At 73.1% G+C, this 24,682-nt stretch carries 26 protein-coding genes; 13 read left to right on the forward strand and 13 right to left on the reverse strand.

Translation table 11 applies throughout. From position 1 onward, the window contains the following. Positions 1–73: 73 nt before the first annotated feature. Positions 74–925, forward strand: coding sequence for a lysozyme (locus AB0924_RS24800; RefSeq protein WP_366912548.1), 852 nt, complete (start codon positions 74–76; stop codon positions 923–925). Between the two features lie 48 nt (positions 926–973). Here the strand turns inward: AB0924_RS24800 and AB0924_RS24805 are convergent, their stop codons facing one another. Both AB0924_RS24805 and AB0924_RS24810 read right to left on the reverse strand, forming a co-directional pair. After that, positions 974–2,098 carry an aromatic acid exporter family protein gene (locus AB0924_RS24805; protein ID WP_366912549.1) on the reverse strand — a complete coding sequence of 375 codons (1,125 nt, stop codon included), beginning with the start codon at positions 2,096–2,098 and terminating at the stop codon, positions 974–976. A 68-nt stretch (positions 2,099–2,166) separates the two neighbouring features. Next, positions 2,167–3,279, reverse strand: coding sequence for an AI-2E family transporter (locus tag AB0924_RS24810; RefSeq protein ID WP_366912550.1), 1,113 nt, complete (start codon positions 3,277–3,279; stop codon positions 2,167–2,169). Positions 3,280–3,554: 275 nt separating this feature from the next. On the opposite strand from AB0924_RS24810, the gene AB0924_RS24815 reads away from it, so the two are divergent. Next, positions 3,555–3,716 (forward strand): hypothetical protein, encoded by a 162-nt coding sequence (locus AB0924_RS24815; protein WP_358932712.1) that lies wholly within the window; start codon positions 3,555–3,557, stop codon positions 3,714–3,716. A gap of 35 nt (positions 3,717–3,751) precedes the next feature. On the opposite strand, the gene AB0924_RS24820 is transcribed toward AB0924_RS24815, so the two are convergent. Continuing rightward, on the reverse strand, positions 3,752–4,177 hold the full coding sequence (locus AB0924_RS24820; RefSeq protein ID WP_358932710.1) for a DUF2267 domain-containing protein: 426 nt from the start codon (positions 4,175–4,177) through the stop codon (positions 3,752–3,754). Positions 4,178–4,232: 55 nt separating this feature from the next. After that, positions 4,233–4,721 (reverse strand): DUF1360 domain-containing protein, encoded by a 489-nt coding sequence (locus AB0924_RS24825; protein ID WP_366912551.1) that lies wholly within the window; start codon positions 4,719–4,721, stop codon positions 4,233–4,235. Positions 4,722–4,920: 199 nt separating this feature from the next. Here AB0924_RS24825 and AB0924_RS24830 point away from each other — a divergent pair, with 199 nt between their 5' ends. From AB0924_RS24830 to hypE, 8 genes are all read left to right on the forward strand, one after another. Beyond that, the gene (locus AB0924_RS24830; RefSeq protein WP_358932706.1) at positions 4,921–5,448 is read left to right on the forward strand and encodes a hypothetical protein; all 528 of its coding nucleotides are present in this window, start codon (positions 4,921–4,923) and stop codon (positions 5,446–5,448) included. 199 nt (positions 5,449–5,647) lie between these two features. Further along, complete coding sequence (locus AB0924_RS24835; RefSeq protein ID WP_366912552.1) at positions 5,648–7,366, forward strand: enoyl-CoA hydratase-related protein; 1,719 nt, start codon at positions 5,648–5,650, stop codon at positions 7,364–7,366. Then, complete coding sequence (locus tag AB0924_RS24840) at positions 7,363–7,953, forward strand: hydrogenase maturation protease (RefSeq protein WP_358932702.1); 591 nt, start codon at positions 7,363–7,365, stop codon at positions 7,951–7,953. Before AB0924_RS24835 ends, AB0924_RS24840 begins: the two co-directional genes overlap by 4 nt. A gap of 63 nt (positions 7,954–8,016) precedes the next feature. After that, entirely contained in the window at positions 8,017–8,742 is a 726-nt protein-coding gene (gene hypB, locus AB0924_RS24845; RefSeq protein WP_358932700.1) for a hydrogenase nickel incorporation protein HypB, read from the forward strand. Beyond that, positions 8,739–11,087 carry a carbamoyltransferase HypF gene (hypF, locus tag AB0924_RS24850; protein ID WP_366912553.1) on the forward strand — a complete coding sequence of 783 codons (2,349 nt, stop codon included), beginning with the start codon at positions 8,739–8,741 and terminating at the stop codon, positions 11,085–11,087. Before hypB ends, hypF begins: the two co-directional genes overlap by 4 nt. 3 nt (positions 11,088–11,090) lie before the next feature. Next, complete coding sequence (locus tag AB0924_RS24855; protein ID WP_366912554.1) at positions 11,091–11,381, forward strand: HypC/HybG/HupF family hydrogenase formation chaperone; 291 nt, start codon at positions 11,091–11,093, stop codon at positions 11,379–11,381. Beyond that, entirely contained in the window at positions 11,378–12,523 is a 1,146-nt protein-coding gene (hypD, locus tag AB0924_RS24860) for a hydrogenase formation protein HypD (RefSeq protein ID WP_358932694.1), read from the forward strand. The genes AB0924_RS24855 and hypD overlap by 4 nt, the downstream gene beginning before the upstream one ends. Positions 12,524–12,641: 118 nt before the next feature. Further along, positions 12,642–13,631, forward strand: coding sequence for a hydrogenase expression/formation protein HypE (hypE, locus tag AB0924_RS24865; protein WP_366912589.1), 990 nt, complete (start codon positions 12,642–12,644; stop codon positions 13,629–13,631). A 30-nt stretch (positions 13,632–13,661) separates the two neighbouring features. Here the strand turns inward: hypE and hypA are convergent, their stop codons facing one another. The 8 genes from hypA to AB0924_RS24905 form a co-directional block, all read right to left on the reverse strand. Next, the gene (gene hypA / locus AB0924_RS24870; RefSeq protein ID WP_358932692.1) at positions 13,662–14,018 is read right to left on the reverse strand and encodes a hydrogenase maturation nickel metallochaperone HypA; all 357 of its coding nucleotides are present in this window, start codon (positions 14,016–14,018) and stop codon (positions 13,662–13,664) included. 9 nt (positions 14,019–14,027) lie between these two features. Continuing rightward, positions 14,028–14,180 (reverse strand): hypothetical protein, encoded by a 153-nt coding sequence (locus AB0924_RS24875; protein WP_358932690.1) that lies wholly within the window; start codon positions 14,178–14,180, stop codon positions 14,028–14,030. 53 nt (positions 14,181–14,233) lie between these two features. Next, positions 14,234–14,440: a hypothetical protein gene (locus tag AB0924_RS24880; protein WP_358932688.1), complete on the reverse strand. Its 207-nt coding sequence runs from the start codon at positions 14,438–14,440 to the stop codon at positions 14,234–14,236. A 21-nt stretch (positions 14,441–14,461) separates the two neighbouring features. Next, on the reverse strand, positions 14,462–15,055 hold the full coding sequence (locus AB0924_RS24885; RefSeq protein ID WP_366912555.1) for a DUF5947 family protein: 594 nt from the start codon (positions 15,053–15,055) through the stop codon (positions 14,462–14,464). After that, positions 15,052–15,618, reverse strand: a complete 567-nt coding sequence (locus AB0924_RS24890) for a NifU family protein (protein ID WP_358932684.1) — start codon at positions 15,616–15,618, stop codon at positions 15,052–15,054. The genes AB0924_RS24885 and AB0924_RS24890 overlap by 4 nt, the downstream gene beginning before the upstream one ends. Further along, a complete protein-coding gene (locus AB0924_RS24895) occupies positions 15,611–17,404 on the reverse strand; it encodes a nickel-dependent hydrogenase large subunit (protein ID WP_366912556.1) in 1,794 nt (597 codons plus the stop codon). The genes AB0924_RS24890 and AB0924_RS24895 overlap by 8 nt, the downstream gene beginning before the upstream one ends. Before the next feature lie 63 nt (positions 17,405–17,467). Then, positions 17,468–18,556: a hydrogenase expression protein HypE gene (locus AB0924_RS24900; RefSeq protein ID WP_358932680.1), complete on the reverse strand. Its 1,089-nt coding sequence runs from the start codon at positions 18,554–18,556 to the stop codon at positions 17,468–17,470. Continuing rightward, positions 18,553–20,127, reverse strand: a complete 1,575-nt coding sequence (locus AB0924_RS24905; protein ID WP_358932875.1) for a hypothetical protein — start codon at positions 20,125–20,127, stop codon at positions 18,553–18,555. Before AB0924_RS24905 ends, AB0924_RS24900 begins: the two co-directional genes overlap by 4 nt. Positions 20,128–20,565: 438 nt before the next feature. Between AB0924_RS24905 and AB0924_RS24910 the strand changes: the two genes are divergently transcribed. Continuing rightward, positions 20,566–21,519: a glycoside hydrolase family 11 protein gene (locus tag AB0924_RS24910; protein ID WP_366912557.1), complete on the forward strand. Its 954-nt coding sequence runs from the start codon at positions 20,566–20,568 to the stop codon at positions 21,517–21,519. A gap of 42 nt (positions 21,520–21,561) precedes the next feature. Next, entirely contained in the window at positions 21,562–22,275 is a 714-nt protein-coding gene (locus tag AB0924_RS24915; RefSeq protein WP_358932678.1) for a polysaccharide deacetylase family protein, read from the forward strand. Positions 22,276–22,378: 103 nt separating this feature from the next. Here the strand turns inward: AB0924_RS24915 and AB0924_RS24920 are convergent, their stop codons facing one another. Next, positions 22,379–23,029, reverse strand: coding sequence for a DedA family protein (locus AB0924_RS24920; RefSeq protein ID WP_366912590.1), 651 nt, complete (start codon positions 23,027–23,029; stop codon positions 22,379–22,381). 248 nt (positions 23,030–23,277) lie between these two features. On the opposite strand from AB0924_RS24920, the gene AB0924_RS24925 reads away from it, so the two are divergent. Beyond that, positions 23,278–24,459, forward strand: coding sequence for an ROK family transcriptional regulator (locus AB0924_RS24925; RefSeq protein WP_358932871.1), 1,182 nt, complete (start codon positions 23,278–23,280; stop codon positions 24,457–24,459). Positions 24,460–24,682 lie beyond the last annotated feature (223 nt).

Raw genomic sequence — 24,682 nt, forward strand, 5'->3', positions numbered from 1 at the left:
ATGGCCCAATGTCCGGCCGGAGTGACACCGCACGGCCGTATCCGGAGTGCGGCCCGGTCCGACCCCGGGTCAGATGGATCCCGTGCGAAGCCATATAACCCTTCATCGCCGCCGCTCACGCTGGTCCGTCACCGGCGCTCTGACCGGCCTTCTGCTGTCCCTGACGACACCCGCGGCCGCGCCCTCCCCGGCCGGCGGGTCCACGCCCGAGCGCGGCAGCGCCTACATGGGCATCGGAGTACTGACCCACGACGGCACCGGTCCCACGGACGAGGCCACGCCGACGGTCCCCCGGGCCACCCAGACCGAAGGCGTGGACGTCGCCAGCTACCAGGGCAACGTCGCCTGGCCGACGCTGTGGAACAGCGGCGTCCGCTGGGCCTACACCAAGGCCTCCGAGGGGACGTACTACACCAACCCCTACTTCACGCAGCAGTACACCGGGTCCCATGACGCCGGCATGATCCGCGGCGCCTACCACTTCGCGACCCCCGACACCACCAACGGCACCACCCAGGCCGACTACTTCGTCGACCACGGCGGCGGCTGGTCCAAGGACGGCAAGACCCTGCCCGGTGTGCTCGACATCGAGTGGAACCCGTACGGCGACGACTGCTACGGGAAGTCGAAGAGCGGGATGGTCACCTGGATCCGTGACTTCCTGAACCGCTACAAGACCCGCACCGGCCGCCACGCCGTCATCTACACGGCCACCAGCTGGTGGACCCAGTGCACCGGCGACTACGGCGGCTTCGGCGCGAACAACCCGCTCTGGATCGCTCGTTACGCCTCGTCGGCGGGGACACTGCCCTCGGGCTGGTCGGCGTACACCGTGTGGCAGTACACCTCCACCGGTCCGACCGTCGGCGACCACGACAGGTTCGACGGGTCGGTGGACAAGGTCGTCGCGCTCGCCAAGGGCTGACGTGCCGCCGGCGGCGGGCGTCGGACCGCGCCGGCCGCCCTGCCGGCATCAGGACGGCACGACGAGGCGGTCGGCCAGCCGGTGGGCCTGGGCGAGCAGCGCCCCGTAGGTGGCGATGTCGTCGGGGTCGTCCGTCGTCGAACGGACCAGGTCCCGGCGCAGTTCCTCCAGCGTGTCGCGCAGGTCCGCCACGGCCTCGCAGAGCCCGTCCTCGCTCGACTGACCGAACCGGCTGTGGCTGTAGAGCCGCAGGGCGTGGGCGGTCTGGTACAGGAACGCCGCGTAGCGCCGGGCGAGTTCCGGGTGCGGCCTCGGTGCCGGGCGGTCCTGCGCGGCGGCCTCGAGCACCGTACGGGTCACGCCCGCGGTGTGCACGGCCGCGTAGTCCAGCACCAGGACGGCGTCGTCGTACCCCTTGCCGGGCGGCGCCGCGGCTCCCCTCCGGCGGCGGGGATTGACCCGCAGGCTCTCCCTGCCGAGGTCCACCGCGGCATGGGCCTGGTCCACCCGGGAGCGCAGACGCAGGGCGCGCTCGTGCCAGGCCCCGGCCTCCTCGGCGTCCCAACGGCCCTCGGCCAGACCGTCGGCCACGTCGCGCAGGATGTCGTGGGCCTCGTCCGTGGCGCCCCGCAGCACCGCACTGGTGTCGCGCAGGTACACCGGCGGCCGGATCAGCGCGTTGACGGTGATGCCGACCAGCGCGCCGAACAGGGCCTCACCGAGCCGGGCCGCCGAGGTGCCGACCGACACGGACCCCCCGGTCAGGACGAACAGGGCACCGGTGGCCGCGTAGATCCCCTGACTGCCCAGGCGCCGCCAGTACCCCAGCAGCATCGCCGCGGGCAGGACGATCGCCATCGCGGTCATCGTGTCGCTCAGCAGCAGCCCGACCGCGGTGGCGACGACCGTGCCCGCCGCGATCGCGCCGAGCTGCTGCAGCCCGCGCGCGATGGACCGGTACACGGTCGACTCCACCAGGACCACCGCAACCCAGGGCGCGACGAACGCCACCGGCGCCTTCAGCCACCAGCCCGCCACCGCCCACGCCACCCAGGCGGCCAGCGCGGCCTTCAGCGCCTGCACCACCAGATCCCGCTCCCGGCCGGGCCCCGCGGCGGCCCGGCGCACGGCCGCCACCGCCTCCGACAGATCCCGCCGTACCCCTTGCCACATCAATCGCATTCCACGCACGACGCACCGAGTGCCACCCGAAGCGGGTGCCCATGCCCGGGCCGCCCCGCTCAGGGCGGAGCCGGCCGCAGCGCGCGCAGCACTGCCCAGACCACCGAGACGAACGGGACGGCCACGACCGCCCCGATCACTCCCCCCACGATGCTGCCCGCGATGACGGAGACGGCGACGACGAGCGGATGCAGGCGGACCGCCCAGCTCAGCACCAGCGGGTGCAGCACATGCCCCTCGAACTGGCCGATGACGACGATGAGCGCCAGCACGGCGAGGGCCGTCAGCGGCCCGCGCCCGGCAAGGGCCACCACGGTGGCCACCCCGAGCGCCACCGGCGAGCCGACCAGGGGCACGAACGCGGCGAAGAACTCCAGCAACGTCAGGGGCAGCGCCAGCGGTACCCGCAGCACGAGCAGGGCGATGCCCACGAGCACGGCGTTGGTGGCCGCGACGATGATGATCCCCCGGGTGTACCCGGCGAACGTCCGCCAGGCCGTGCTTCCCGCCCGGTCCCAGGCGCCGCGGGCTCCGCTCGGCAGCAACTGGTCGCGCACCCAGGACCACAGGCGCTCACCGGAGTGGATGAAGAACACCGAGGCGAAGAGCGCGAGCGCGCCGCCCGTGACCAGTTCCACCACCTTGCCCAGCTGGGTCAGCGCGCTGCTGAGCAGCCTGGACCGGTGGGCGTCGAGGTAGTGCGTCACCTGGTTCTCCAGGGCGGAGAGCCGGCCCGGGCTGAGCCGCAGTGGTGGGCGCTGCAGCCACAGCTCGATCCGGTGCACCCCGCCGCGGAACTCACCCGCCAGCGTGGCCGACTCGCTCGCCACCGCGTTGCCCACGAGGGCGAGCAGGGAGAGCAGCAGCAACAGGCTGCCGACCAGGGCGACGGCGACGCTCAGCGGCCGGGGCAGGACACGGCCGAGAAGATCGGCGAGCGGGCGCAGGACCGAGGTGACGATGAGAGCCAGGAACAGCGCCACGGCGATGAGCTGGAAACGGCCGAGCACGGTGAAGACGCCGTACACCACGACGCCGACCAGGATGAGCCGCCAGGCGTAGGCCGCGGTGATCCGCAGCCACGGAACCACCCGCGCCGCCACCGCGGCGTCGGGTCCGGTGCGGGCACCCGGCGGCAGCCGTACGGAGTGCGCCGGGCGGCTGCCCGGCACCGTCCCACGCGTCCGGCGTCCCCGGACCGTCCGCCGTCCCGGACCGCCCACCCGGCCTCCCGTGCGCTCACCGTACTCGAAGTGTGACCATCGGTCACCGGCGAGAACGTTACGGGCAGGCGGACGCCGTACCGGCACAACGCGCCCGTGCCCGCCCGGCGCCGTCCGTTTCCACCGGCGCGCCGGGGCGTCACAGGACCTTCACACACCGTGGACGTTGGGACGGCGGCGGCACGGGCACTCGCCTGCCCTACTCGCAGGGAGGAGTCCCTCCAGTGATCTTCGTCGCACTCCTGCTGCTTCCCGCGCTCGGCGTGCTGCTCTTCGGCCTCGACCAGGTCGAGGACCGCTGGGTCACCCGGCCGACCGGAGCGCGGCACGCCCGGCGGCGGCCGTTCTTCCGGCGCCCCTGGACACGGGTACCGCACCATCGGTGACGGCCGGCCGCTCCCGGCCGGCCGTCACCGTCCTCTCACTCCGCGCCCTCTTCCGCGGCGCGCTCCACCGGGAGCAGCTCCCGGATGTCCGCGGGGAGCGCGCCGGCCATCCGTTCGGTCAGCTCCGGGGCCAGGGCCGCGTCGAGCACCTCCAGAACGGCCGCGGCCTCCCTGAGGGCCGTGTCCTCGTCCGTGCCCGCCCGGTCGGCGATCCGGCCCGCGAACACCGCGAGACCGAAACGCTCACCCGCGTGACCCGAGTCGGCGCCGGCCTCGTCGGCCGCCCGGCGCATGGGGGCCGCCAGGTCCGGTGGCAGCTGGGCGGCCACATGGCGGGCCAAACCGGACGGCAGCCGTTCCGACAGCGTGCACACCACCGCACGCGTCGCCCGCTCCGCCGTGTCGCTGTCGGGCAGCCGGGCCAGCGTCCGCACCTTTCCGATCATCTCGTCGTGATGCATCAGGCCGGTTCCTTCCTCGTGGGCGGCGGCCCGGCTGCCCGGCCTGGCGGCCGGCTCAGTCGGCCGCCCGCTGGGTCCACGTCCACGCGTACTGCAGCCAGTCCGCCACCGCCAGCGCGCCGAAGCCCCCGCCGACCAGCCGGGTCAGCCGCGGCGAGGCGGCGTAGGAGCACATCAGAGCCGTCGCCACCCAGGCCGAGGTGCAGAACGGGCACGCCAGCAGGTCGCCCACCGCCCTGCGCATGCCGGTGCCCCGCGGCTCGTCCATGACCTCGCCGGCCTCGCCCTCGTCGGCGCGGCGGGTGAACGGGGCGCGCAGAAAACTGGTGATCTTGTCCTTGGTCAGCAGCCGGGACACCTTGTACGTCGCCGTGCCCAGCAGGGCGACGTCCCACGGCGGCAGCTCCCGCGGCAACCGCACGCCCCGGCGCCGGGCCACCACCGCGTACGTGCCCACGCCCGCGGCGAACGCAGAGGCGAGAGCGGCGTAACCCGCCAGGGGCACCTCGCCCCGGTCGTCGTACTGTGCGTCGTCCGTCGTCATGGGGCCTCCCGGTGCGCGCCTCGCCCGGCGGCGGGCCCGCCCCGGGTTCCCCGGGCGCCCCGGGCCACACGTCACCGCCGCGCCGTGACGTGGCCGAAGCCACATATGACGAACTTCCCAGCCGTCCCACGGCCGCCCGGCCCGGGGCTACCGTGGCGTGGAGCCCCCTGTTCCCATACTCATCTCGGACGGCCCGGCAGTGCTCACAGATCTCTCCCCCCTCATCGCCGCGACGGCCCGCTGGCTGACGGGCGCCTACCCGGCGAACGGCGGCGCGCTGGCCACGGCCCGCTGCGAGGCGCAGGCCCGGCAGGCCGTGACGGCCGCCGCGTGGCTGCGGTACCCGACCGAGACCGACGCGGCCCTGGTCGCCATGGCCGGCCCCGGCGGCGCGATGCGCCTGGACTGGGCGACCGGCGCGGACTCGGGCGGCGGCGGCACGGCCGAGGAGTGGGCCTGGCGCACCTGGGTCGACGAGGTGGTGGCCAGCTGGGCCGCGGGCCTGCTGACCGATCCCGCGCTGGCCGTGCTGGCCGTCGGCGTACTCGCCGGCTCGGAGCACACCTGCGGCCCGCCGGAGGAGTTCCGGCGCCTCCTCGCTCCCGACGACGGCGACCGCAGTGCCGCCGCGCTGCTGCGCCACCCCGACCTGCTCGCCCCCGTGGCCGCGCTGCACCACGATCAGCTCCTGGACCGCCTCACGGGCGGACCGGCGCTCGCCGCCTGACGGCCGGACCGGCCCTTGCCGCCTGACGGCCGGCCGAACCCCGCTTCCGCCGCGCGCCGCCCCCGGCGAACGCCAAGCGACGCCGAACGTTCAGAAAGCGCGCCGTGCGAGCCGGTTGGCGGAAGGTATCCGACCGACCCTGACGAAACGCCGCACCGGTTCTTCACGGCACCCCGTGAAAGGGCGAACATGCCGCGTCATGGACATTCTGCTCGTCGCAAGCGCGTTCAACAGCCTCTCCCAACGGGTGTACGCCGAGCTGTCGGACCTGGACCACCGGGTGGACGTCGTGCTCGCCACGCAGGGCACCGAACCGGTCCGGGCCGCCGTCCGCGAGCTGCGCCCCGACCTGGTCGTCGCGCCGATGCTGAAATCGGCCCTGCCCGAGGACGTCTGGCGCGACCACACCTGCCTGATCGTGCACCCGGGACCGCCCGGTGACCGCGGCCCGTCCGCACTGGACTGGGCGATCGCCGAACAGGCCCCGCACTGGGGCGTGACCGTCCTCCAGGCCGAGGCCGCCATGGACGCCGGCGACATCTGGGCGTCGGAACCCTTCCCGGTACCGCCCGTCGGCAAGAGCGATCTGTACCGCAACGAGGTCTCCGACGCCGCCGTGGCCGCCGTCCTGCTCGCCGTGCGCCGCTACGCCGACGCCTCCTACAAACCCCGCCCGCAGACCGGCGACCCGGGCACCGCCCCGCACATCGTGTGGCGCGACTTCTTCCGGCAGGAACGGCGCCGCATCGACTGGGAGAACGACGGCACCGAGGACGTACTGCGCAAGCTGCGAGGCGCCGACTCCCAGCCGGGCGTCCTCGACGAACTCCTCGGCCGGGAGGTGTTCCTGCACGGCGGGCACCCCGAGGACCTGCTCCGCGGCCGCCCCGGCGAACTGCTCGCCACCCGGTCCGGCGCTGTCTGCCGCGCCACCCGCGACGGCGCCGTGTGGATCCCGGAGCTGCGCCCGCGCAGAAACTCCGGCGACCCCGCGCCCTTCCGGCGCCCGGCCGCCTCCGTACTCGCCTCCTTCCCGGACGCCCCCCGCCTGCCCGAGGACGCCGTCCCCCTGGAACCGTCCCCGGACCGGCGCACCTGGAGCGACATCCGCTACCGCACGCGCGGCGACACGGGCTTCCTGACCTTCGCCTTCTCCGGCGGAGCGATGAGCACCGAGCAGTGCCGCAGGCTGCTCACCGCCTACCGGTACGCGCTCGCCCGCCCCACCTCCGTACTGGTGCTCGGCCCGGACCGGGACTTCTTCTCCAACGGCATCCACCTGAACGTCATCGAGGCGGCCGAAGACCCGGCCGAGGAGTCCTGGATCAATCTCAACGCCATGGACGACCTGGTGGAGGCGGTGCTGCGGACCACCGACCGGCTGGTGGTCGCCGCGCTCCCCGGCAACGCGGCCGCCGGCGGCGCCATGCTCGCCCTCGCCGCCGACGAGGTGTGGTGCCGCACCGGCACCGTCCTCAACCCGCACTACCGGCGCATGGGCCTGTACGGCTCCGAGTTCTGGACCTACACCCTGCCGCGCCGGGTGGGAGACGGCCTTGCGCACCGGCTGACCGGCGAGGCGCTGCCGCTCAGCGCCGCCTCGGCCGCCCGGATCGGACTGGTGGACCGGCTGGTGCCCGCCGCGCCCGGGGAGTTCGGCCCCCAGGTCGAGCGGCTGGCCGCGGACCTCGCCGCCGCCCCGGACCTCGCCCGGCGGATCGCCGCCAAGGACGCGGCCCGCCGCCTGGACGAGGCACGGCGGCCGCTCGCGGAGTACCGGCGCGAGGAACTCGCCCGTATGCACGCCGTCTTCTTCGACCCCGGAGCCCCGTACCACGCGCTGCGCTCCGCCTTCGTGCGCAAGAAGCCGGCCGGTTCCGTCCGGCCACTGGCCCCGGTCGCGGGAGACCTCGGATGAGCGCCCCGCCCGGCCGGCTGCTCGTGGCGGGCGTCGGCAACATCTTCCTCGGCGACGACGCCTTCGGCCCCGAGGTGATCAGCGCCCTCGACCGGCGTCCGCTGCCCCCCGGCGCCACGGTGCGGGACTTCGGCATCCGCGGCATGGACCTCGCCTACGCCCTGCTCGGCGGCTGCGCCACCGCCGTCCTGGTCGACGCGGCCACGCGCGGGCACCGGCCCGGCACCCTCACCCTGCTCGAGGCCGAACCGCCCGACGCGAGCGTCGCGCCCGAGGCGCACGGCCTCGACCCGGAGAAGGTGCTGGCCCTCGCCACCCACCTGGGCGAGGAGCCACTGCCCCGCGTCCTCGTGCTCGCCTGCGAGCCCGCCGTCCTGCCCTCGGGCGACGAGGACATCCTGCCGGGACTGAGCGCACCGGTGCGGGAGGCCGTCGGCCGGGCCGTCGACGCGCTGCACACGCTCGTCCCCGTCCTGCTGGCCGATCCCGCCGCACCCGCGCCGCCGTTGGGCCGCCCGATGGAATCCGGGCCCCCGCACACGGCTGCGCTGCCCCGCCTCACGGCCGGCGCGGCCGAAGATCGGTGAGACCCCGGGCCGCACAGGGCGTGGCCGGGGCCTTCCGCCCCACGACCGCGAGGAGCTGCGCCCATGTGCCGGTCCGACGTCAAGCAGGCCGTCCTGGCGAAGAACGACGACCTGGCCGCGAGTCTGCGCGAGGACCTGGCGCTGAAGGGCGTGACGGTGGTCAACCTGCTGTCCAGCCCCGGCAGCGGCAAGACGGAACTCCTCGGCCGGGTCCTGGCGCGGGCGGTGAAGCGGGGCGTGCCCGTCGCCGCGCTCACCGCCGACCTCGCCACCGAGAACGACGCCGTCCGGCTGGCCCGCTCGGGCGCGCCGGTCCGGCAACTGCTCACCGACGGACTGTGCCATCTGGAGGCCCGGCAGGTGCGCGGGCACCTCGAGGGCTGGCTGCCGGAGGACACCGCGGTGCTCTTCGTGGAGAACGTCGGCAATCTCGTCTGCCCGGCCTCCTACGACCTCGGCGAGACCCTGCGGATCGCGCTGATGGCGGTCACCGAGGGCGAGGACAAACCGCTGAAGTACCCGACCGCGTTCGGCTCCGCCCATCTGGTCGTCATCACCAAGACCGACCTGGCCGAGGCGGCCGGCTTCGACGAGGACGCCTTCCGGGCCAACGTCCAGCGCGTCAATCCGGGAGTGGAGATCGTACGGTCCTGCGCCCGCACCGGCGACGGGTCCGACACTCTCCTGGAGCACGCCCTCGCCGCCCGCGACACGGCCCCGCCGCACCGGCCGCCGCTCGCCCCGCACCCCCACGGGCACCACCACCCCGCCTCCGCCCCCGCCTCGTGACCGCGCCCGTCGCCGGCCGGGTGCGCCGCCGGATCACCGTGTACGGCACGGTGCAGGGCGTGGGCTTCCGGCCGTACGTGCACCGCCTGGCCGCCGAGCTGGGCCTGGCCGGATTCGTCGGCAACACCGCGAGCGGCGTGCTCATCGAGGTCGAGGGCCGGGCGGAGGACGTGCTCCTCTTCCACGACCGGCTGGTGAAGGAGCCGCCCCCGCTGGCCGTCGTGACCGGCGTCGGCTGCGAGGACGTCCCCGCCACCGGTGCCGCAGGCCCCTTCGACATCCGTCCCACCGGTGGGTCCACGGGCCGCACCCAGCTCCCGCCGGACACCGCGACCTGCCCGGACTGCCTGCGCGAGCTGGCCGATCCGGCCGACCGCAGGCACCGCCACCCGTTCATCACCTGCACCCACTGCGGCCCCCGCTTCACCATCGCCACCGCGATGCCCTACGACCGCGCCGCCACGACCATGGCCGGCTTCCCGCTGTGTCCCCCCTGCGCCCGGGAGTACGGCGACCCCGCCGACCGGCGCTTCCACGCCCAGCCCGTCGCCTGCCCCGACTGCGGACCCCGGCTCACCCTGATCCCGGCCGCCGGCACCGGCGTCCGCCCGGCCCGGGACGCCGGTGCCCTGGCCACGGCACGGGCGCTGCTGGCCGCCGGCCGGATCGTCGCCGTCAAGGGCGTCGGCGGCTACCACCTGGCCTGCGACGCCACCGACGCCCGGGCGGTCGCCACCCTGCGGGACCGCAAGGAGCGCGGCGGCAAGGCCTTCGCCGTGATGTGCGCCGACCTCGGCACCGTCCAGGACATCGCCGACCTCGCCCCCGCCGAACGCGCCGCCCTCACCAGTGCCCGCCGCCCCATCGTCCTGCTGCGCCGCCGCCGGACCACAGCGGGCCCCCGGCTCGCCGAGCAGGTCTGCCCGGGCAGCCCGCACGTGGGCGTCATGCTGCCCTACACCCCCCTGCACACCCTGCTCCTCGGACTGCCCGGCGATCCGCCCGGGCCCCGCGTCCTGGTCATGACCAGCGGCAACCGTGCCGGCGAACCCATCGTCACCGACGACACCGAGGCGCTGGACCGCCTCGCCGGCCTCGCCGACGCCTGGCTCGTCCACGACCGGCCCATCGCCTCCCCGTGCGACGACTCCCTGCTGCGGGTCCGCGCCGACGGCAGCGAACAGGTGCTGCGCCGCTCCCGCGGTTACGTCCCCCGCCCACTGCGCCTGCCGGTCCCGGTGCGTCCCGTGCTCGCCGTCGGCGGGGACCTGAAGAACGCCCTGTGCCTCGGCGACGGCGACCAGGCCTGGTTCGGACCGCACATCGGCGACATGGGCGACCTCGCCACCCTCGACGCCGCCGCGCGGGCCGAACGCCATGTCACCGGCCTCACCGGCGTCACCGCCGGGGTGGTCGCCGCCGACCGGCACCCCCGCTACCACTCGACCGGCTGGGCCCGGCGCCTGTCCGCGGACCGCGGCCTGCCGCCGCCCGCGCTGGTCCAGCACCACCACGCCCACATCGCCGCCACGATGGCCGAACACGGCCTCGACGGCAGCACACCGGTGATCGGCGTCGCCTTCGACGGCACCGGGTACGGCGACGACGGCACCGTGTGGGGCGGCGAGGTGCTGCTGGCCGACTACTCCGGCTTCCGCCGCTTCGCCCACCTGGCCACGGCCCCGCTGCCCGGCGGCGACGCCGGCGTCGCCAACCCGTGCCGGCTGGCGCTGGCCCGGCTGTGGGCCGCCGGACTGCCGTGGGAACCGGACCTGCCGAGCCTGCTCGCCTGCACCGACGCCGAACTCTTCGTACTGCGGCAGCAGTTGGAACGTGACGTCGCCTGCGTACCCACATCCAGCATGGGCCGCCTCTTCGACGCCGTGTCCTCACTGACCGGGGTCTGCCACCGCACCGGGTACGAGGCGCAGGCCGCGCTGGAGCTGGAAGCCTCGGCGGCCGAGGCCTGGGGCGCGGACACCGGGGCCTACCCCTTCCGCTTCGGCGCCGGCCACCGGATGGAGGCCGCGCCCCTGCTGGAGGCGCTCCTCGCCGACCGGCGGCGCGGCACCCCCGCGCCGGTGCTCGCGGCCCGCTTCCACCGCGGGGTCGCACGGGCCGTCGCCGAGGTCTGCCGGCGGGCCCGCCGGTCCGCCGGCCCGACCACCGTGGCCCTCACCGGCGGTGTCTTCGCCAACGGACTGCTGGAGGAGGACTGCGCCGCCCTGCTGGACGCGCACGGCTTCACCGTCCTGCGGCACCACGAAGTGCCGCCCAACGACGGCGGGCTGGCGCTCGGCCAGCTCATGGTCGCGGGAACGGCAAACCACCACGAGACGGAGTGACCCATGTGTCTGGCAGTGCCCGGCAAGGTCGTGTCCATCGACCATCGCGCCGACCCGCTCACCGGGCTGATCGACTTCGGCGGAGTGCAGAAACAGGCGTGCCTGGAGTACCTGCCCGATGTGCGGGTGGGGGAGTACGTCATCGTCCACGTCGGCTTCGCCCTGCAGCGCCTGGACGAGGAGTCCGCCCGGGCCTCCCTGGAGCTCTTCGGGCAACTCGGCCTGCTGGAGGAGGAGTTCGGCGACGCCTGGGAGCAGGCGGCCCGGCAGCAGAGCGGGAGTGAGGTCCAGTGAAGTACATCGACGAGTTCAACGACCCGGAACTGGCTCGCCGGTTGCTGGACGAGATCCGTGCCACGGCCACCCGTCCCTGGGCGCTGATGGAGGTCTGCGGCGGCCAGACGCACTCCATCATCCGGCACGGCATCGACCAGCTCCTGCCGGAGCAGGTGGAGTTGATCCACGGGCCCGGCTGCCCCGTGTGTGTCACGCCGCTCGACGTCATCGACAAGGCGCTGGCGATCGCCGCCCGCCCCGATGTCATCTTCTGCTCCTTCGGCGACATGCTGCGGGTGCCCGGCACCGACCGCGACCTGTTCCGGGTCAAGAGCGAGGGCGGTGACGTACGGGTGGTGTACTCGCCGCTCGACGCCCTCGAACTCGCCCGCAAGAACCCCGGCCGGCAGGTCGTGTTCTTCGCGATCGGGTTCGAGACCACCGCCCCCGCCAACGCCATGGCCGTCCACCAGGCCCGCCGGCTGGGCCTGAACAACTTCAGCCTGCTGGTCTCCCACGTGCGGGTCCCGCCGGCGATCGAGGCCATCATGACCGCCCCCGCCTGCCGGGTACAGGGCTTCCTCGCCGCCGGGCACGTGTGCAGCGTGATGGGCACCGCCGAGTACCCGGAACTGGCCGAGAAGCACCGGGTGCCGATCGTCGTCACCGGGTTCGAACCGCTGGACATCCTCGAGGGCATCCGCCGCGCCGTCCACCAGCTCGAACGCGGTGAGCACCGCGTCGACAACGCCTACGCCCGGGCCGTGCGCGACCAGGGCAACCCGGCGGCCCAGCGGATGATCGAGGAGGTCTTCGAGGTCACCGACCGCAACTGGCGCGGCATCGGCCGCATCCCGGCCAGCGGCTGGCGGCTCAGCGAGGCCTTCCGCGACCACGACGCCGAGCACCGCTTCGACGTCACGGACATCCGCACCGAGGAACCCGCCGTGTGCCGCGCCGGCGAGGTCCTCCAGGGCCTGATCAAGCCGACCGAGTGCGAGGCGTTCGGCAAGGCCTGCACCCCGCGCACGCCGCTCGGCGCCACCATGGTCTCCAGCGAGGGCGCCTGCGCGGCCTACTACCTGTACCGCCGGATGAGCGGCGGCCCGGCACCCCGGGGATCCCGCATTCCGCAGGAGGAGATGAACCCCGTTGGCTGACCTCGCCACCGATGCGGCCCGCGGCGCCACGAAGGCGCCCGCCGACGCCGCCGAAGCGCCCGTCGATCCCGCGAACTGGACCTGTCCCGCCCCTCTGCGCGACCAGCCGGTCGTGGTCATGGGCCACGGCGGGGGCGGCGCGCTGTCCGCCGAACTGATCGACCAGGTCTTCGCCCCCGCCTACGGCAATCCCACGCTCGCCACGATGGCCGACTCCGCAGTGTTCGACCTGGGCGGCGCCCGCCTCGCCTTCTCCACCGACTCCTACGTCGTACGGCCGCTGTTCTTCCCCGGCGGCTGCCTCGGCGACCTCGCCGTCAACGGCACCGTCAACGACCTGGCGATGAGCGGTGCCCGGCCGGCCTACCTCTCCACGGCCTTCGTCCTGGAGGAGGGCGTGGAACTGGCCGTCGTCGGCCGGATCGCCCTCGCCATCGGCTCGGCGGCCGAGGCGGCCGGAGTCACCGTCGCCACCGGCGACACCAAGGTGGTGGAGTCCGGACACGGTGACGGCGTCTACGTCACCACCGCCGGCGTCGGCCTCGTCCCCGACCGGGTCGACATCCGCCCGCAGCGCGCCCGGCCGGGCGACGCCGTCATCGTCAGCGGGCCGATCGGGCTGCACGGCGTGGCGATCATGAGCGTGCGGGAGGGCCTGGAGTTCGGCGTGGAGATCGCCTCCGACACCGCGCCGCTGGCCGGTCTGGTGGCGGCCATGCTGACGGTCACCAAGGACATCCACGTCCTGCGCGACCCCACCCGGGGCGGGCTCGGCGCCTCGCTCAACGAGATCGCCCGCGCCTCCGGCACCGGCGTACGGCTCCAGGAGCGGGCCCTCCCCGTGCCCGACGAGGTCGCGAACGCCTGCGGTTTCCTCGGCCTCGACCCGCTCTACGTCGCCAACGAGGGACGGCTCGTCGCCTTCGTGCCCCAGGACCGGGCCGAGGCCGTGCTCGCGGCGATGCGGGCCCACCCGCAGGGCACCGGGGCGACGATCATCGGCAGTTGCGTCGAGGAACACGCGGGCATGGTCGTCGTCGCCACCGGACTCGGCGGCACCCGAGTGCTCGACCTGCCGCTCGGTGAGCAACTGCCGCGTATCTGCTGAAGCGGCCCCGTGAGGGGAACGGCCCCGCGCTCAGCGCGGGGCCGGCACCGCTTCCACATCCGTGATCTCCAGCTCCCGTCCGCTGCGCAGCTCCTGCGAGGGACGGTCGCAGCGCGGGCACCAGAAGAACGGCGGCATGCCCACCGCGAACTCCTCGGCGCACCCGCCGCACCAGGCCTGTGCCGTCACCTGTTCGACGACGAGCCGGGCCCCGGACAGTGCCGTACCGTCCCGGGCCACCTCGAAGGCGAACCGCAGCGCGTCCGGCACCACACCGGCCAGTTCCCCGACCCGGACGGTCACCGCCGACACACCGTCGGCGCCGTCCGCCCGGGCGATCTCCTCCGCCTGCTCCACGATCGCGGTCGCGATCGACAGCTCGTGCATGCGGCGGACTCAGGGGTACCGGCGGTGCGCGCGGAGCCCACCGGTCATCCGGTAGATCCGCACCTCCCGCAGCAGGCCGGGCAGCTCCTGCAGGAACAGGGCCACCACCACGCCACCCACCAGAGCGGCCTGCGCGAGCAGCACCTGCCGTCCGGTCGTCACCGACCTCGTCGTCGTCCTTGCCGTTCCACAGCGCTTCGTCACGTTCCGCCCTCTCATCCCGGTGAGATGTTCGGCATGGCGTCGATCAGGGCGTCATGCCGCTTCCAGTGGATCCCGGTGGAGCGGCGGGCGTCGGACGTGCCGTCCTCGTGGAATCCGGTCTGCCGGTCGTACGGGCCGATGTTGCCCTGGTGCAGACCGGGCACATGGCTGGGTGTGTCGGGCTTCGCCTGGGGGCGGCCCACTCGGATGCTGCCCATCGTGTCTCTCCTTCCAGGTCCTCAGCGCCGCTCGGTGAGCTCCGCGAAGAACCGTTCCACGGCCGGCCAGACCAGGCCGCCACCGGACAGGCCCCGCCACTCGCGGCGGACCAGGGCGACCATCCGGAAGCAGTCGTCGACCGGCACGATCCAGTGTTGCTCGGAACCGCGCGCCGTGTTCACCAGCAGCGCCTCCACATCGGGTGCCATCCCGGCGAGCGGCGCACAGGTGCCCGCCAGTCGCTGCCAGGCCGCCGCGTCCACCTCCCACCGCATGGCCCCGGCGGGGCTCGGGCCCTGCGCGGTGACCGTGCCGTCGGAGCGCGGCACGAAGAACACCAGGCCCACCGGCACGCCCAGCACCGCCGTGTCGACCGGCGGCAGCCGCAGCCTGCGCCGCGGCACCAGCCGGTAGCGGCCCTCGCCCGCCCCGTCGTCGGCGAACAGCACCGAGCAGGGGCCGCAAACGCACCGCACGTCCGCGTCCGCGGTGTCGTACAGATGCGGGTGCGTCCCGGCCAGCGGGGCGGCGCACAGTTCGCACACCTCGGCCTCGGCCGCCGCCCGGCTCCCGGCCGAGCGGATGACACGGGCCAGCGCTCCCTCGGCGGTCACCGGGCCTCCTGTGCCGCGGCCCGGCGCCTGATCGAGCCCAGCGGTACGAACGCGGGGGCGGCCCGCCGCTCCTCGGCGACCGGCTCCACCGCTGTCAGCTCCGGGGCGGCGGCCAGTACCGCCGCCCGGACCACCTCGGTGACGTCGGCGGACGCGCCGCCGCACCCGGAGCCGCATCCGCCGCCGCCCGTGACCCGGACCCGGGCCACCCGGCCCTCGATGCCGGCCCACTCGAGGTCACCGCCGCGCTCGCGCACCGCGGGGCGCAGCTTCTCGACCGCGCGGGCGGCCCGGCGCTCGGCCGGTTCGGGATGTACGCGGTGCAGCACCAGCAGGTGTCCCAGCAGCTCGTCCTCGGCCAGCCGTTCGCTCAGCCGCTCGTCCGCCACGTCCACGACCCGGGCCAGCGCCTCGCCGTACACCTCGGTCAGCAGCCGCACCGACTCCAGCGCCTCGCGGGCGGCCGGGCCCGGCGCGGACTCCAGACCCGCCAGCACCTCGTCGAGCCGGGCGAGCCGCGCCTCCACCGCCGGGTCCGGGAGCCGGACGGCGGCCTCAGCCATGGTTGGCCCCGTACGTCGGCGAGTGCACGGTGGTCAGCGTCTTGCCCTTGCCCATGTACATGTGAACGCCGCACGGCAGACAGGGGTCGAAGCTGCGCACGGTGCGCATGATGTCGACGCCCTTGAAGTCGTCCGGCCCGTTCTCCTCGAAGATGGGCTGGCCCTGCACGGCGTCCTCGTACGGTCCGGGCGTGCCGTAGATGTCGCGGGGGCTGGCGTTCCACGGGGTGGGCGGGTACGGGTGGTAGTTGGCGATCTTCTTGTCGCGGATCACCAGGTGGTGCGAGAGGACACCGCGGACCGCCTCGTGGAAGCCGCAGCCGATCGCGTCGTCCGGCACCTCGAAGTTCTCGAAGACCTTGGTGTCGCCCTTGCGCAGCATGCCCATGGCCTCCTCCAGGAACTGCAGGGCCATGGCGGCGGCGTAGGCCACGAAGTACGGCCGGGCGCGGTCCCTTTCGAGGGTGTTGCTCCACTTCGGGATGTGCCACTCCAGCGTGGTCTCCGGCAGCGACTCGCCCTTGGGCAGCGAGATCCGCACGCTGTTGCCGGTGGCCTTGACGTAGGGCGTGTCGACCAGGCCGCTCAGCGCGGTCGACCACAGACGTGCCAGGGGGCCGCCGCCGGTGTCCAGGGCGAGGTGCTCGCCGCTGTCCTGGTGGTACCAGCGCGGGCTCATCACCCAGCTGTAGTTGCCGTCGAAGTCGCGCTTCTGCGGTACGGGGACGGTGGTCTGGTTCCACGGGTGGCGCATGTCGACGGGGTTGCCGAGCGGGTCGTGGGTGACGAACGGCTGCTCGTTGACCCAGTCCTCGTAGAAGGAGCTGCCCAGCATGATGCGCAGGCCCAGGTTGATGTCGACCAGGTTGTTGGTGACGAGCTTGCCGTCCACGATGATGCCGGGGGTGACGTACATCGCCTTGCCCCACCGGTTCATGTTCTCGTACCGGTAGTCGACGACGTCCGGGTTCTGCCAGGCGCCCCAGCAGCCGAGCATGATACGGCGCTTGCCGACCTCCTCGTAGCCGGGCAGCGCCTCGTAGAAGAAGTCGAAGACGTCGTCGTTCATCGCCACCGCCCTCTTCACGAAGTCGATGACGTGCATCAGCCGGCTGAGGTAGTCGGTGAAGGTGTTCGGCTGCGGCATCGTGCCGACGCCGCCCGGGTACAGCGTGGAGGGGTGCACATGGCGCCCCTCCATCAGGCAGAACATCTCCCGGGTGACCCGGCTGACCTTCAGCGCCTCCTTGTAGACCTCGCCCTCGAAGGGGTTGAAGGCCTTCATGATGTCGGCGATGGTCCGGTAGCCGTGGATGTCGCCGCGGGGCGCGTCGGTCCGCTCGGCGCGCGCCAGCACCCCGGGGTTGGTGGCCTTGACCATCGCCTCGCAGAAGTCCACGAACACCAGGTTGTCCTGGAAGATCGTGTGGTCGAACATGTACTCGGCGGCCTCGCCGAGGTTGGTGATGTGCTCGGCCAGCTTCGGCGGCTTCACGCCGTACGCCATCTGCTGGGCGTAGTTGGAGCACGTGGTGTGGTTGTCGCCGCAGATACCGCAGATGCGCGAGGTGATGAAGCCCGCGTCACGCGGGTCCTTGCCCTTCATGAACACCGAGTAGCCGCGGAACAGTGACGAGGTGCTGTGGCATTCCACGACTTCCTGGTTCGCGAAGTCGATCTTCGTGTAGATGCCCAGGTTGCCGATGATCCGGGTGATCGGATCCCAGGACATGTCCACGATCTGGGCGGGCTTGCGCTGTGTCTGACGGGACTCGGTGGTGGTCATCTGCGGTACTGCCCCTCGCTGTTCGGGATCGGCGGTTCGGTGGGGGGTGCGGGACGGAAGCGGTCACGGGCGGTAGCGCGGGTCGTAACCGCTGGTGAGCTTCCGCTTGTTGTGGCGCCACCTGGGCTCGTGGTTCACCATGTCGTTGGTCAGGCCGCGCAGCCGGCGGATGACCGCCCCGTAGGGCTTGATGACCATGGACGACAGCGTGCCGCCGGGCGGCTCGTCCATGAACGGCATGAAGGCGTCGGGGAAGCCGGGCATCGTGCACCCGATGCAGATACCGCCGACGTTGGGGCAGCCGCCGATCCCCGCCATCCAGCCGCGCTTGGGCACGTTGCAGTTGACGACCGGACCCCAGCAGCCGGTCTTCACCAGGCACTTGGGTGAGTTGTAGTCGAGTCCGAAGTCGGCCTGCTCGTAGTACGAGCCCCGGTCGCAGCCCTCGTGCACGGTCTTGCCGAACAGCCACTGCGGACGCAGCATGTGGTCCAGCGGGGGCGGGGGAGCGGAACCGGCCGCGTGCTGGAGCACCCAGATCAGGGTCTCCATGAAGTTCTCCGGCTGGATGGGGCAGCCGGGCACGTTGACCACCGGCAGACCGGCCTGCGACTTGAACTCCCATCCCAGGTAGTCCGCGAGGCCCATGCAGCCGGTCGGGTTGCCGGCCATGGCGTGGATTCCGCCGTAGGTCGCGCAGGTGCCGGCGGCCACCACCGCCCAGGCCTTGGGCGCCAGTTGGTCGATCCACCAGTTCAGGGTCTGCGGCTCGCCGGTGTCCGGGTCGTTGCCGAACGACGTCCAGTAGCCGTCGCCGTCGATGATGTTCTGGTTCGGGATCGAACCCTCGATCACCAGGATGAACGGGGCCAGCTCGCCTCGGGCCGCCGCCCGGTAGGGCGCCAGGAAGTCCTCGCCGCCCAGGCTGGGCGAGAGCACCTTGTTGACCAGGTTGACCTTGGGCAGGCCTGGGATGAGGCCGAGGACGACGTCCTCGATCGAGGGCTGGTCGGCGGCCGTCAGGGAGACGGTGTCGCCGTCGCAGCTCATTCCCTCCGAGATCCAGAGGATGTGGATCTCGTCGATCCCCTCGCGTGCTCCGGCCCCGCCGGGCTCGCGGCTGACTTGGGTGGTACCGCTCTGGCTGCTCATGTCGTCGGCCTTTGCTGCAGTCGGTCGGGGAGTCGGCCGGGTCCTTGCGCCGGCGTCTCGGAGGCGTCCGTCGCGCCGTCCATCGAGCCGTCCCTCCTCCGGCCTGCCGGCCGGGCGTCGGGGCCGCGTGGACCGCGGCCGGGTGGGGCAACCGGGTCCACGGAGGCGAGTGGTTCGACCTCGGCGGGCCGGAAGTAGTGGAAACGGCCGTACCAGCCGTTGAGTTCGGCCGCGGGATCGTCGTCCACGGTCACCGCGAGGTGCGTGCTGCCGTCCACGTCGTGGAAGACGGCCGCCACCCGCGCGGTCCGCCCGTCCAGGAACATGTCCTGGGCGTCGGCGCCCCGGCCGCGCGGCCGCAGCCGCACCCGGCTGCCGCCGCCCACGTCGACGCCGTCGACCACGACCGTGTCGGTGGCCGGGGACAGCCCGTCGTCGGCGCCCTCCTGCCACCAGGCGGGCCGGGCGGCGGGGGCGCCGGCCGGGGCGGGCCGCGCCGGGGTGAGCGAGCGGATGGCGCCGTGCAGCCGGGCGAAGACCTCGGGCGGCATGCTGTCGACGCGGTCCAGGATCCGGGCGGCGCGCGGGTCGGTGGCCCGGGCCTCGGCCTTCTCCTCGTCGGTCAGCAGCATCGTGCGCAGCGTCAGGATCTCGTCGATCTCCGCCGCGTCGTGCAGATCGCCCGGACTCTCCGGCGCCACCTGCGGACGGTCCGGGAGGATGATCGGACAGGACAGCACGACCGGCCCGGTGGAACCCGTGTCCTCGGGCGCGCCGCCCAGCACCGGGTACGTGAACGCGTTGACGCAGCCGCGCGCCTGCTCCGCCAGGCCGGCCGGCGGATCGACGAGCGACACGAACTCCAGGCCCTCGCCGCCGATCAGGGTGTGCGCGGCGAGCAGTGCGTGCCGCAGCGCCTCGCCGCGCACGGCCCGGACATCCGGTGCCCGCCCGGTGTTCTCGGTGCGCACGCGCAGCCGGTACACGTCCTCGGTGAGCCGCTCGGCCAACACCGCGGTGTGCGCCCGGATCTCCTCGCGCCGTCGCACCACCCGCCCGGCACCGCCGGGCAGCACCTCGGTCTCCTCACTTGCCGGCGCCCCGGCCGCGGCACCGCACTCGCCGCGCAGCAGATCCGCCAGTGGCCACGCGAGGTCGACCTCGTGCGGCACCGCCTCGTCGAAGGTGAGGTGGTCGCGCCCGTCGTCCGTCCGCAGCGACTCGACCGGGAGGTCCCGGCCGTCCGGGCCCGCCGCCCGCACCTGCTTGTGCTGCATCTGCAGATACCGCACGCGCACCCGTACGACCGCGCCGGGGCGCCGCACGCGCACCAGGCACTCGGTGCGCTGGTACCAGGAGTCGGCGGATCCGGAGACGCCCGGGACCACGGGGCCGTCCGCCTCCACCCAGTCCCGGGGCAGCAGCACCCCGAACTGCCACCGGACACGGTTCTTGGCCGAGGAACGGCGGTAGGGGTAGAGCAGATAGCCCTCGTAGAGGACGGCGTCGGCGACGCCGCTCACTCGTGCGAAGGCGTCGCCGGGACCGCCGTCCGGCGTGTCACCGCCCATCAGGGCGGCACCCGCCACGCCGCCAACGCCGCCCGACTCCGGCATACCGCCTCCTTGTCACAGGTGTACCGGCCCATCTCTTCCACCACGGAAACACCCCTCACCGGACCTCGCCCCTCCGGCGGAGCCACGTTGGGCCGGTCAGGCGATGGCTGAATTTCCGAGGGCTTCGAAACTTTCGACTTTGGTTGATCAGATATCGATCACACAGGACTCGGGTGCGCGGGTCGCTTTCGGAAGGCGTCTCGCATATGTCGCTTGAACTGCTACTTGTTGCCCACATCGTCGGAGGACCGAGTACGAATGTTTCGAAATATCTACCGAAACCATTGACAGTCCTCGCGGCCGATCCAACACTCTTCGACGACGGCGGAGACCTGAGGAGGCTGCATTGACATGCGCACGTCTTATTTGAACGGCCGCGGAGGCGATCGCCTCATGTCACTCGTCAGGAGCGCCTGCGCCCTGGTGCTGGTGGCCATGGCGGCGCTGCTCCTGCCCGGCACCGCGCGCGCGGACACCGTGATCACGTCCAGCCGGACCGGCACCGACAACGGGTACTACTACTCGTTCTGGACCGACGGCGGCGGTTCGGTCTCCATGAACCTGGCCTCGGGCGGGGCCTACAGCACCAAGTGGAGCAACAGCGGGAACTTCGTCGCGGGCAAGGGCTGGAGCACCGGGGCCCGCCGGAACGTCACCTACTCGGGCAGCTTCAATCCGTCGGGCAACGCCTACCTCGCCCTGTACGGCTGGACCACCAGTCCGCTCGTGGAGTACTACGTCGTCGACAACTGGGGCACGTACCGGCCCACGGGAACCTACAAGGGCACCGTCACCAGCGACGGCGGCACGTACGACATCTACGAGACCACCCGGGTCAACGCCCCCTCCATCGAGGGCACCAGGACCTTCAACCAGTACTGGAGCGTCCGGCAGTCCAAGCGCACCGGCGGGACCATCACCGCCGGCAACCACTTCGACGCCTGGGCGCGCAACGGCATGAACCTGGGCACCTTCAACTACCAGATCCTCGCCACCGAGGGGTACCAGAGCAGCGGGAACTCCAGCATCACGGTGTCCGACTCCGGCTCCTCCGGCGGCACCGGCGGCGGTGGCGGCAGCGGCGGCTGCACGGCGACCCTGTCCGCGGGGCAGCAGTGGAGCGACCGCTACAACCTGAACGTGTCGGTGAGCGGGGCCGCCAACTGGACCGTCACGATGAAGGTCCCGTCCCCGGAGAAGGTCCTCTCGACCTGGAACGTCGGGACCAGCTACCCCGACGCGCAGACACTGGTCGCGAAACCCGACGGCAACGGCAACAACTGGGGCGTGACCCTGCAGACCAACGGCACCTGGACCTGGCCCACCGTGACGTGCGTCGCGGGCTGAAGTGACCACCGGAGCAATGGAGTCGAGGAGGAAGGAACCCCCATGCGAACCAGCCCGCGCCTGCCCTTACGGGCCCTCGTCACCACACTCGCCGTCGCCGTGACGGCCGTGGCGAGCATGACCGCCGCCGGCGCCACCACTCCGCGCGCCGCCGGCTGCGCCGGGTACGTCGGACTCACCTTCGACGACGGCCCGTCCGACGCCCACACCCCGGCCCTGCTGGCCGCCCTGCGGCAGAGCGGGCTCAGGGCCACCATGTTCAACGAGGGCCAGTACGCCGCCGCCTACCCGGCCCAGGTGCGGGCCGAGGCCGCCGCCGGCATGTGGATCGGCAACCACAGCTACACCCATCCGCACCTGACCCAGCTGGGCCAGGCGCAGATGGACTCGGAGGTCTCCCGCACCCAGCAGGCGATAGCGGGCGCCGGCGGCGGCACCCCGCGGCTGTTCCGCCCGCCGTACGGTGAGACCAACGGCACGCTGCAGGCGGTGGAGGCCAGATACGGCCTGCGGCAGGTCATCTGGGACGTCGACTCGCAGGACTGGAACGGCGCGAGCACCGACGCGATCGTCCAGGCGGTCTCACGGCTGGCCAACGGCCAGGTCATCCTGATGCACGAGTGGCCGGGCAACACGCTCGCCGCCATCCCGCGCATCGCCCAGGTGCTGGCCTCCCGCGGTCTGTGCGCGGGGATGATCTCCCCGCAGACCGGCCGCGCGGTCGCACCCGGCAGCGCCGTCCTCGGCACGCGTTGAGCACACCGGCCACGATCGCCGCACCACCGGGGACGCCCCGGTCTCCGGTGGGCGATCGTGGCCTTGTCACGGGCTCGGCCGGGCCGGCGGCGCCCGCTGACGCTCAGCCGTCCCGCCGGCGCTCATCGTCCCGCCGGAGGCGACGCGCCCGGCGGGCCTCCGCCAGCAGCGGCAGCAGCGAGAGCGCCACGATGACGGCGACCAGCGGCAGCAGGTAGTCGTCGACGTGGGAGACCGACGAACCCAGGAGGTACCCGGCGAGCACGAAACTCTGGGACCACAGCAGCCCGCCCACCGTCTGCCAGAACGTGAACGTCCGCACCGGCACCCCCAGCGCGCCGGCCGCCGGATGCAGCACGGTGCGCACCATAGGGACGAAACGGCCGATCACCAGCGCCTTGCCGTACCCGTACCGGGCCAGGAGCTGCTCCGCCCGCGCCGTGCCCGCCTTCACCCGCCGGCTCGACGAGCGCTCCAGCAGGGGCCGCCCGCCGTGCCGCCCGAGCAGATAGCCCACCTGGCCGCCCACCACGGAGCCGACGGCCGCGCACAGCATCACCTGCCACAACTCCAGCCGCGGCCCCTGGCCGTCGCCCGCCGCGCACAGCACCCCGGCGGGGAACAGCAGCGTGTCACCGGGCAGGAAGAACCCCACGACGAGCAGGCCCGACTCGGCGAAGATCACCCCCAGGACGCCCAGCGCCCCGAAGGCAGCGAGCAGCGAGGCGCTGTCCGTCGGATTGACGGCGATCACCACGCTCGCCTCCCTGCGCTCGCTCGCCGGCCGCTCTCCCCAGTGTCCCGTGCCCGGGGTCATACGCCCTTCCGGCAGCCCGACCAGGCATTCCACCGTCCGGAACCGACGCTCTTTGTCCTGGAAGAGGAAAAAGTCTGCGCGAATCCGTGCACGACTTCTTCCCAGGTTCAACGACCACTGCTACTTTCCCTGTGAAAGCCAGCCACTGGCGGCCGAAAACTGGCGGGGAGGGGCACGTGAGACGCATGACGGCACGACCGGCGAACACGCACCAGGCCCGCCTGCTGAAGCTGCTGCGTGACGGCGGCCCCAACTCCCGTGCCCAGCTCGGCGACCAGGTCGATCTGTCCCGGTCCAAGCTGGCCGTGGAGGTGGACCGGCTGCTGGAGACCGGCCTGGTGGTGGCCGACGGACTCGCCGCCTCGCGGGGTGGCCGCCGCTCCCACAACGTCCGGCTCAACCCGGGCCTCAGGTTCCTCGGCGTCGACATCGGCGCGACCTCGGTCGACGTCGCCGTCACCAACGCCGAACTGGAGATCCTCGGTCATCTCAACCAGCCGATGGACGTCCGTGAGGGCCCCGTCGCCGTCTTCGAGCAAGTCCTGGACATGGCCGGGAAGTTGAAGGCCACCGGGCTCGCCGAGGGCTTCGACGGCGCCGGCATCGGCGTCCCCGGACCGGTCCGGTTCCCCGAGGGCGTCCCGGTCGCCCCGCCGATCATGCCGGGCTGGGACGGCTTCCCGGTCCGGGAGGCGCTCAGCCAGGAACTCGGCTGCCCGGTCATGGTCGACAACGACGTGAACCTCATGGCCATGGGCGAGCAGCACGCCGGAGTCGCCCGCACCGTCGCGGACTTCCTCTGCGTCAAGATCGGCACCGGCATCGGCTGCGGCATCGTCGTGGGCGGGACCGTGCACCGCGGTACCACCGGCAGCGCGGGCGACATCGGCCACATCCAGGCCGTGCCCGACGGCCGTCCCTGCGCCTGCGGCAACCGGGGCTGCCTGGAGGCCCACTTCAGCGGCGCCGCGCTGGCCCGGGACGCGGTGCAGGCGGCCGGCCAGGGCCTGTCCGCCGAACTCGCGGCCCGGCTGGCGGCGAACGGCACCCTGTCCGCCGTCGACGTGGCCGCCGCGGCCGCGGCGGGCGACGCCACCGCGCTCGACCTGATCCGCGAGGGCGGCACCCACGTCGGCCAGGTCATCGCCGGCCTCGTCTCCTTCTTCAACCCCGGCCTGGTGGTGATCGGCGGCGGGGTGACCGGCCTCGGCCACACCCTGCTCGCCGCGATCCGCACCCAGGTCTACCGCCAGTCGCTGCCCCTGGCGACCGGCAACCTGCCCATCGTCCTCGGGGAGCTCGGACCCACCGCCGGTGTGACCGGCGCGGCCCGGCTGATCAGCGACCACCTCTTCTCACCCGCGTAACGAGCGACCGCCCACCCGTCCGAGCCGCCCGCACCGCCCGCACTGACTCGTGTAGACAGCACCACCGCCCGCGCCCCCGAGCCCACCCCGTCCGCCGCACCCGAGCACACCCCACCGCGTCACCGCCCGGCAGCCGAGGCGGCCGGCCCCGTCACGGGCCCGCTCCGCCCTGCCGTCTCCACCCACACCCGCACCGACAGCGCCCAGCCCTGCCCGAACGACG

This window comes from Streptomyces sp. NPDC047869, from assembly GCF_040704065.1.
Classification (GTDB): domain Bacteria; phylum Actinomycetota; class Actinomycetes; order Streptomycetales; family Streptomycetaceae; genus Streptomyces.

Excerpts from the sequence above, each read along its gene's own strand:
- AB0924_RS24800 (WP_366912548.1), top strand. The coding sequence starts at position 74 with ATGGATCCCGTGCGAAGCCATATAACCCTTCATCGCCGCCGCTCACGC.
- AB0924_RS24805 (WP_366912549.1), bottom strand. The coding sequence starts at position 2,098 with ATGTGGCAAGGGGTACGGCGGGATCTGTCGGAGGCGGTGGCGGCCGTG.
- AB0924_RS24820 (WP_358932710.1), bottom strand. The coding sequence starts at position 4,177 with ATGCATCACGACGAGATGATCGGAAAGGTGCGGACGCTGGCCCGGCTG.
- AB0924_RS24825 (WP_366912551.1), bottom strand. The coding sequence starts at position 4,721 with ATGACGACGGACGACGCACAGTACGACGACCGGGGCGAGGTGCCCCTG.
- AB0924_RS24835 (WP_366912552.1), top strand. The coding sequence starts at position 5,648 with ATGGACATTCTGCTCGTCGCAAGCGCGTTCAACAGCCTCTCCCAACGG.
- AB0924_RS24840 (WP_358932702.1), top strand. The coding sequence starts at position 7,363 with ATGAGCGCCCCGCCCGGCCGGCTGCTCGTGGCGGGCGTCGGCAACATC.
- hypB (WP_358932700.1), top strand. The coding sequence starts at position 8,017 with ATGTGCCGGTCCGACGTCAAGCAGGCCGTCCTGGCGAAGAACGACGAC.
- AB0924_RS24855 (WP_366912554.1), top strand. The coding sequence starts at position 11,091 with ATGTGTCTGGCAGTGCCCGGCAAGGTCGTGTCCATCGACCATCGCGCC.
- hypE (WP_366912589.1), top strand. The coding sequence starts at position 12,642 with ATGGGCCACGGCGGGGGCGGCGCGCTGTCCGCCGAACTGATCGACCAG.
- hypA (WP_358932692.1), bottom strand. The coding sequence starts at position 14,018 with ATGCACGAGCTGTCGATCGCGACCGCGATCGTGGAGCAGGCGGAGGAG.
- AB0924_RS24880 (WP_358932688.1), bottom strand. The coding sequence starts at position 14,440 with ATGGGCAGCATCCGAGTGGGCCGCCCCCAGGCGAAGCCCGACACACCC.
- AB0924_RS24890 (WP_358932684.1), bottom strand. The coding sequence starts at position 15,618 with ATGGCTGAGGCCGCCGTCCGGCTCCCGGACCCGGCGGTGGAGGCGCGG.
- AB0924_RS24895 (WP_366912556.1), bottom strand. The coding sequence starts at position 17,404 with ATGACCACCACCGAGTCCCGTCAGACACAGCGCAAGCCCGCCCAGATC.
- AB0924_RS24900 (WP_358932680.1), bottom strand. The coding sequence starts at position 18,556 with ATGAGCAGCCAGAGCGGTACCACCCAAGTCAGCCGCGAGCCCGGCGGG.
- AB0924_RS24905 (WP_358932875.1), bottom strand. The coding sequence starts at position 20,127 with ATGGGCGGTGACACGCCGGACGGCGGTCCCGGCGACGCCTTCGCACGA.
- AB0924_RS24910 (WP_366912557.1), top strand. The coding sequence starts at position 20,566 with ATGTCACTCGTCAGGAGCGCCTGCGCCCTGGTGCTGGTGGCCATGGCG.
- AB0924_RS24915 (WP_358932678.1), top strand. The coding sequence starts at position 21,562 with ATGCGAACCAGCCCGCGCCTGCCCTTACGGGCCCTCGTCACCACACTC.
- AB0924_RS24925 (WP_358932871.1), top strand. The coding sequence starts at position 23,278 with ATGACGGCACGACCGGCGAACACGCACCAGGCCCGCCTGCTGAAGCTG.